At 72.6% G+C, this 5276-nt stretch carries 4 protein-coding genes; 3 read left to right on the top strand and 1 reads right to left on the bottom strand.

Going from position 1 to position 5276, the window contains the following annotated elements:
- Positions 1-69: 69 nt before the first annotated feature.
- Complete coding sequence (locus GTW08_RS09425; protein ID WP_083659080.1) at positions 70-1383, bottom strand: MFS transporter; 1314 nt, start codon at positions 1381-1383, stop codon at positions 70-72.
- A gap of 166 nt (positions 1384-1549) precedes the next feature.
- Between GTW08_RS09425 and GTW08_RS09430 the strand changes: the two genes are divergently transcribed.
- From GTW08_RS09430 to GTW08_RS09440, 3 genes are all read left to right on the top strand, one after another.
- Positions 1550-2176, top strand: coding sequence for a TIGR03085 family metal-binding protein (locus GTW08_RS09430; protein ID WP_062401167.1), 627 nt, complete (start codon positions 1550-1552; stop codon positions 2174-2176).
- Between the two features lie 38 nt (positions 2177-2214).
- Positions 2215-3246, top strand: coding sequence for a 4-hydroxy-tetrahydrodipicolinate synthase (gene dapA / locus GTW08_RS09435; RefSeq protein ID WP_073578112.1), 1032 nt, complete (start codon positions 2215-2217; stop codon positions 3244-3246).
- A gap of 147 nt (positions 3247-3393) precedes the next feature.
- Positions 3394-5082, top strand: coding sequence for a ribonuclease J (locus tag GTW08_RS09440; RefSeq protein WP_073578270.1), 1689 nt, complete (start codon positions 3394-3396; stop codon positions 5080-5082).
- The last annotated feature ends 194 nt before the right edge of the window (positions 5083-5276 follow it).

Here is a 5276-nt window from a genome sequence, read left to right on the forward strand (position 1 = left end):
CCGGCCGGCGGCCGCCGGCACCGGGTGGGTGCGGTGCGGCCCGCCCGGACGGGCCGCACCGGTGGCCGGTCAGGCGGCCGCGAGCTGTGCGTCCTGCTCGGCGAGGGAGTCCGCGTCGGTCCGCGGCAGGGCCAGCGTGCAGAGCAGGCTGATCAGCGAGACCGCCGAGAGCAGCAGGCCGATGCCGAGGCTGCCCAGAGACGACGCGGCCAGCGCCGCGGCGAACAGCGGGACCACGCCGCCGCCGAAGACGCCGGCGAGGTTGTAGGCGATCCCGGCGCCGGTGTAGCGGAACCGGGTCGGGAACAGCTCCGGCAGCTGGGCGCCGATCGGGCCGTAGGCGATGCCGACGACGCCGAGCACCAGCGACAGGCCGAGACCGAACGACCACACCGTGCCGATGTCGATGATCGGGAACGCGACGAGCCCGGCGACGACCGAGGCGATGTTGCCGCCGACGACCATCTTCCGGCGCCCGACCCGGTCGGACAGGATCGCCGAGGCGATCGTCGTCAGCGCGAAGACGATGCCGCCGACGATGCCCATGGCCAGCACCGACGGCCGCGGCAGCTGCAGCTGCTGGGTGCCGTAGCTGGTCAGGTAGGTGACGCCGATGTAGAAGAAGGCGAAGACCGCGGTCGTCGAGCCGGCGCCGAGGAACACCGCGGCCGGACGGCTGGTGAAGACCTCGGTGATCGGGAGCTTCGTCGAGACCGGGCCGCTGTTCTTGAAGCCCGCGGTCTCCTCCAGCGCGAGCCGCACGTAGAGCCCGACGGCCACGAGCAGCACCGACCCGATGAACGGGATGCGCCAGCCCCAGGCCAGGAACGCCTCGTTGCTCATGGTCAGCGCGGTGACCAGGAAGGTCGCCGACGCCAGCGCGAACGCGACCGACGGGCCCAGCTGCGGGAACAGGGCGTACTTGCCCCGCGCCTTGGTCGGCGCGTTCTCCGCGGTCAGCAGCGTGGCACCGGCCCACTCGCCGCCGACGGCGAGGCCCTGCAGGATGCGCAGCACCACGAGCAGGATCGGCGCGAGGACGCCGATCGTGCCGGTGGTGGGCAGCAGGCCGATGGCCAGCGTCGAGAAGCCCATCAGCAGCAGCGTGGTGACCAGCGTGCCCTTGCGGCCGAGCCGGTCGCCGAAGTGGCCGAACAGGACCGACCCGAACGGGCGCGCGACGAACGCGACGCCGAAGGTGGCCAGGGCGAGCGCGGTACCGGCCGCCGCCCCGAGCTCGGGGAAGAAGACCTTGTTGAACACCAGGGCCGCGGCGGTGCCGTAGATGAAGAAGTCGTAGAACTCGATGACCGTGCCGGTCATGCTCGCGAGCGCGATCCGGCGCATCGACCGCGGCGGCTGCGTGGTGGCAGCGTTCGTCACGTGTGTTCTCCCCGTCGAGAAGCGTGTAGTGGGACGGACCGGAGTATCCGGACACGGACAGGTGAGATCTGTATCACCGGCTACAGATGGCCTGCGTTCCGTCAGCCGTTTGTCGACCGTTCGTCGCGCGGTGCGGCCCGGGGCGGGCCGGACTAGGTTGGGGGCGGTGAGCCTCGCCACCGCCGAACGTGCCGCCCTGTGTGCCGAATTCGAACGCTCGGGCCCCGACCGCCCGACGTTGTGCGAGGGGTGGAACGCCCGGGACCTGCTCACCCACCTGCTGGTGCGGGAGCGGCAGCCGTGGAACGCCGCGGGGATCGTGGTGCCCGCCCTGTCGGGCATGACCGACAAGGCGATGGACGGCTACGCGTCCGCGGCCTGGCCGAACATGATCGACGACCTGCGCAAGGGCCCGCCCGCGTGGTCGCCGTTCAAGGTCGGCAAGGTCGACGAGATCGCCAACGGCGCCGAGTTCTTCGTCCACCACGAGGATCTGCGCCGCGGGGAGCCCGGCTGGGAGCCCCGCCCGTCCGACCCGGAGCGCGACGGACAACTGTGGAACCTGCTGCACACCCAGGCCAAGCTGCTGTTCCGGCGCAGCCCGGTCGGCGTGGTCCTGGCCCGCCCGGAGGGCGCGACCCAGGTCGTCGCGACCGGTTTCGGCGTGGTCACGGTGACCGGCGAGCCCGCCGAGCTCGTGCTGCACGCCTTCGGCCGGGACGCCGCGCGGGTCGAGGTGACCGGTCTGCCCGCCGACGTGGAGGCCTACCGCGGCGCCCCGTCCGGGATGTGACCGGGATCCGTCGGCCCCGGGCGGTACCGTCACCAGTCATGAGCACCGGTCCCGAGCCCGCCCCCGGCGGGCAGCAGCACCCGCCGCGCCGACCGTTCGGCGAGGTGCTGACCGCGATGGTCACGCCGTTCGACGCCGACGGCGAGCTGGACCTGGCGAAGGCCGAGGAGCTGGCGAACCACCTGGTCGATCTCGGTAACGACGGGCTGGTCGTCAACGGCACGACCGGTGAGGGACCGACGACGTCGGACATCGAGAAGTCGGAGCTGATCCGCGCCGTCGTGTCGGCGGTGGGGGACCGGGCGACGATCGTCGCCGGGGCGGGCACCTACGACACCGCGCACTCGATCGAGCTGGCCCGCAGCGCGGAGCGCGCCGGTGCGCACGGACTGCTCGTGGTGACGCCGTACTACTCGCGGCCGCCGCAGGAGGGCCTGCTCGCCCACTTCACCGCCGTCGCCGACGCGGGCGACCTGCCGGTGATGCTCTACGACATCCCGCCGCGCAGCGTGATCGGCATCGATGTCGACACCTTCCAGCGCCTGGCGCAGAACCCGCGCATCGTCGCGGTGAAGGACGCACGCAACGACCTGCGGGTCGGCACCGAGGTGCTCGCCACGACCACGCTGGCCTACTACTCCGGCGACGACCCGGTGAACCTGCCGTGGCTCTCGGTCGGGGCGGTCGGTTTCGTCAGCGTGATCGGCCACGTCGTCGCCGACCGGCTGCGCGCCATGATCGACGCCTACCACGCCGGTGAACACCAGCGGGCCCGTGCGCTGCACTACGCGATGCTCCCGGTGATCCGCGGGATGGGCCGGGTCGGCGGCGCGGTGTTCGCCAAGACGGCACTGCGGCTGCGCGGCATCGACGTCGGCGACACCCGGCTGCCGCTGCCGCCCGCCACCGAGGACCAGGTCGCGGCGATCGCCGGCGACCTCGCCGTCGCCGGGGTGGCGCTGGACCCGCAGGCCCGCCCGAACGCCCCCACCTACCAGCCCGGCCACGGCGCCCTGGGCGGACGCACCGCAGCCGACGTCGGCGCCGAGGTCGCATACCACCGCACCTGAGCAGGTGCGCCGGCTCCGCACCCGAGCGGGCCCCCAGAACGCGAACCAGAGAACACGAACCCATGTGAGGCACGAACCCCTGTGAGTCCCCAGCGCAACGACCGACGCAACCGGCCCGGCCGGACGCTCTCCGCGCCGCCGGAGAACATCGAGCGCCCGGAGCTCCCGGACGCCCCGCCACCCGCCCTCGCACGGGGCGGCCTGCGCGTCTACGCGCTCGGCGGCATCGGCGAGGTCGGTCGCAACATGACCGTCTTCGAGTACGAGGGCCGGCTGCTCGTCGTCGACTGCGGCGTGCTGTTCCCGTCCGACTCCGAGCCGGGCATCGACCTGATCCTGCCCGACTTCCGGACCCTCGAGGGCCGCCTCGACGACATCGACGCGCTCGTGCTGACCCACGGCCACGAGGACCACATCGGTGCCGTGCCGTGGCTGCTGCGCATGCGCCCGGACATCCCCGTCGTCGGGTCCCGGTTCACGCTCGCCCTGGTCGCGGCCAAGTGCAAGGAACACCGCCTGACCCCGCACCTGCAGGAGATCAAGGAGGGCGACCGGGTGTCCCACGGCGGGTGGGACTGCGAGTACTTCGCGGTCAACCACTCGATCCCCGACGCCGTCGCCGTCGCGATCCGCACGCCCGCCGGGCTGCTGCTGCACACCGGTGACATCAAGCTCGACCAGCTCCCGCTCGACGGGCGGCTCACCGACCTGGGCGGGTTCTCCCGGCTGGGCGAGGAGGGCGTCGACCTGTTCCTGGTCGACTCCACCAACGCCGAGGTGCCGGGCTTCGTCACCCCCGAGGCCGACATCGGGCCGGTCATCTCCGACCTGGTCCGCCGGGCGCCGTCGCGGATCATCCTGGCCTGCTTCGCCAGCCACGTGCACCGCGTCCAGCAGGTGCTCGACGCCGCGCACGCGCACGGCCGCAAGGTGTGCCTGACCGGGCGCTCGATGGTCCGCAACATGGGCCTGGCCGACGACCACTCGCTGCTGAACATCCCCGACGGGCTGCTCGTCGACATCGACGAGGCGATGCGCCTGCCCGACGAGAAGCTCGTGCTCGTCTCCACCGGATCGCAGGGTGAGCCGCTCGCCGCGCTGTCCCGGATGGCGCGCGGGGACCACCGCAGCATCACGATCCGCCCGGACGACACGATCATCCTGGCCAGCTCGCTGATCCCGGGCAACGAGACCGCCGTGTTCGGCGTGATCAACGGGCTGACCCGGCTCGGCGCGACCGTCGTGCACCAGGGCAACGCCAAGGTGCACGTCTCCGGGCACGCCCCGGCCGGCGAGCTGCTGTTCCTCTACAACGCGGTGCGCCCGTCGAACGTCATGCCCGTGCACGGGGAGTGGCGCCACCTGCGGGCCAACGCCGCGCTCGCGCGTCGCACGGGAGTACCCGAGGAGTCGGTGGTCATCGCGGAGAACGGCGTGGTCGTGGACCTCGTCGACGGCCGCGCGGCGATCACCGGCCGGGTCGAGGTCGGGCAGGTCTACGTCGACGGGCTGTCGGTCGGTGACGTGGGCGAGACCACTCTCGGCGACCGTATCGCGCTCGGCGAGGGCGGCTTCATCGCGATCAACGTGGCGATCGACCACAAGACCGGCCGTGCGCTGTCGCGTCCGACGCTCTCCGGGCGCGGGTTCTCCGACGACCCGAAGGCGCTCGACGCCGCCCAGTCGCTGGTCGAGGACGAGCTGTCCCGGCTGGAGAACGAGGGCGTCACCGACCCGCACCGGATCGCCCAGGGCGTGCGGCGCGTCGTCGGCCGCTGGGTGTCGGACACCTACCGCCGCCGCCCCATGATCGTCCCCACGGTCATCGCCGTCTGAGTGTGTGGAGGGGTCGTCGACCCCTCCACACCCGCGTCGGTCCCCGGTTCGATCACCGAACCGGGCTACCGTGTGTGACATGGCGGGACGCACGGGTACGGGCAGGACCACCACGACTGCGGCCGCGGGCCGCGGCTCGGGGCGGTCCGGCTCGCGCGCGTCCACCGCCCGCAAGCGCCCGTCGGCAGGCCGCA

The sequence above is a fragment of the Pseudonocardia sp. SID8383 genome, from assembly GCF_009864975.1.
GTDB classification, from domain to species: domain Bacteria; phylum Actinomycetota; class Actinomycetes; order Mycobacteriales; family Pseudonocardiaceae; genus Pseudonocardia; species Pseudonocardia alni.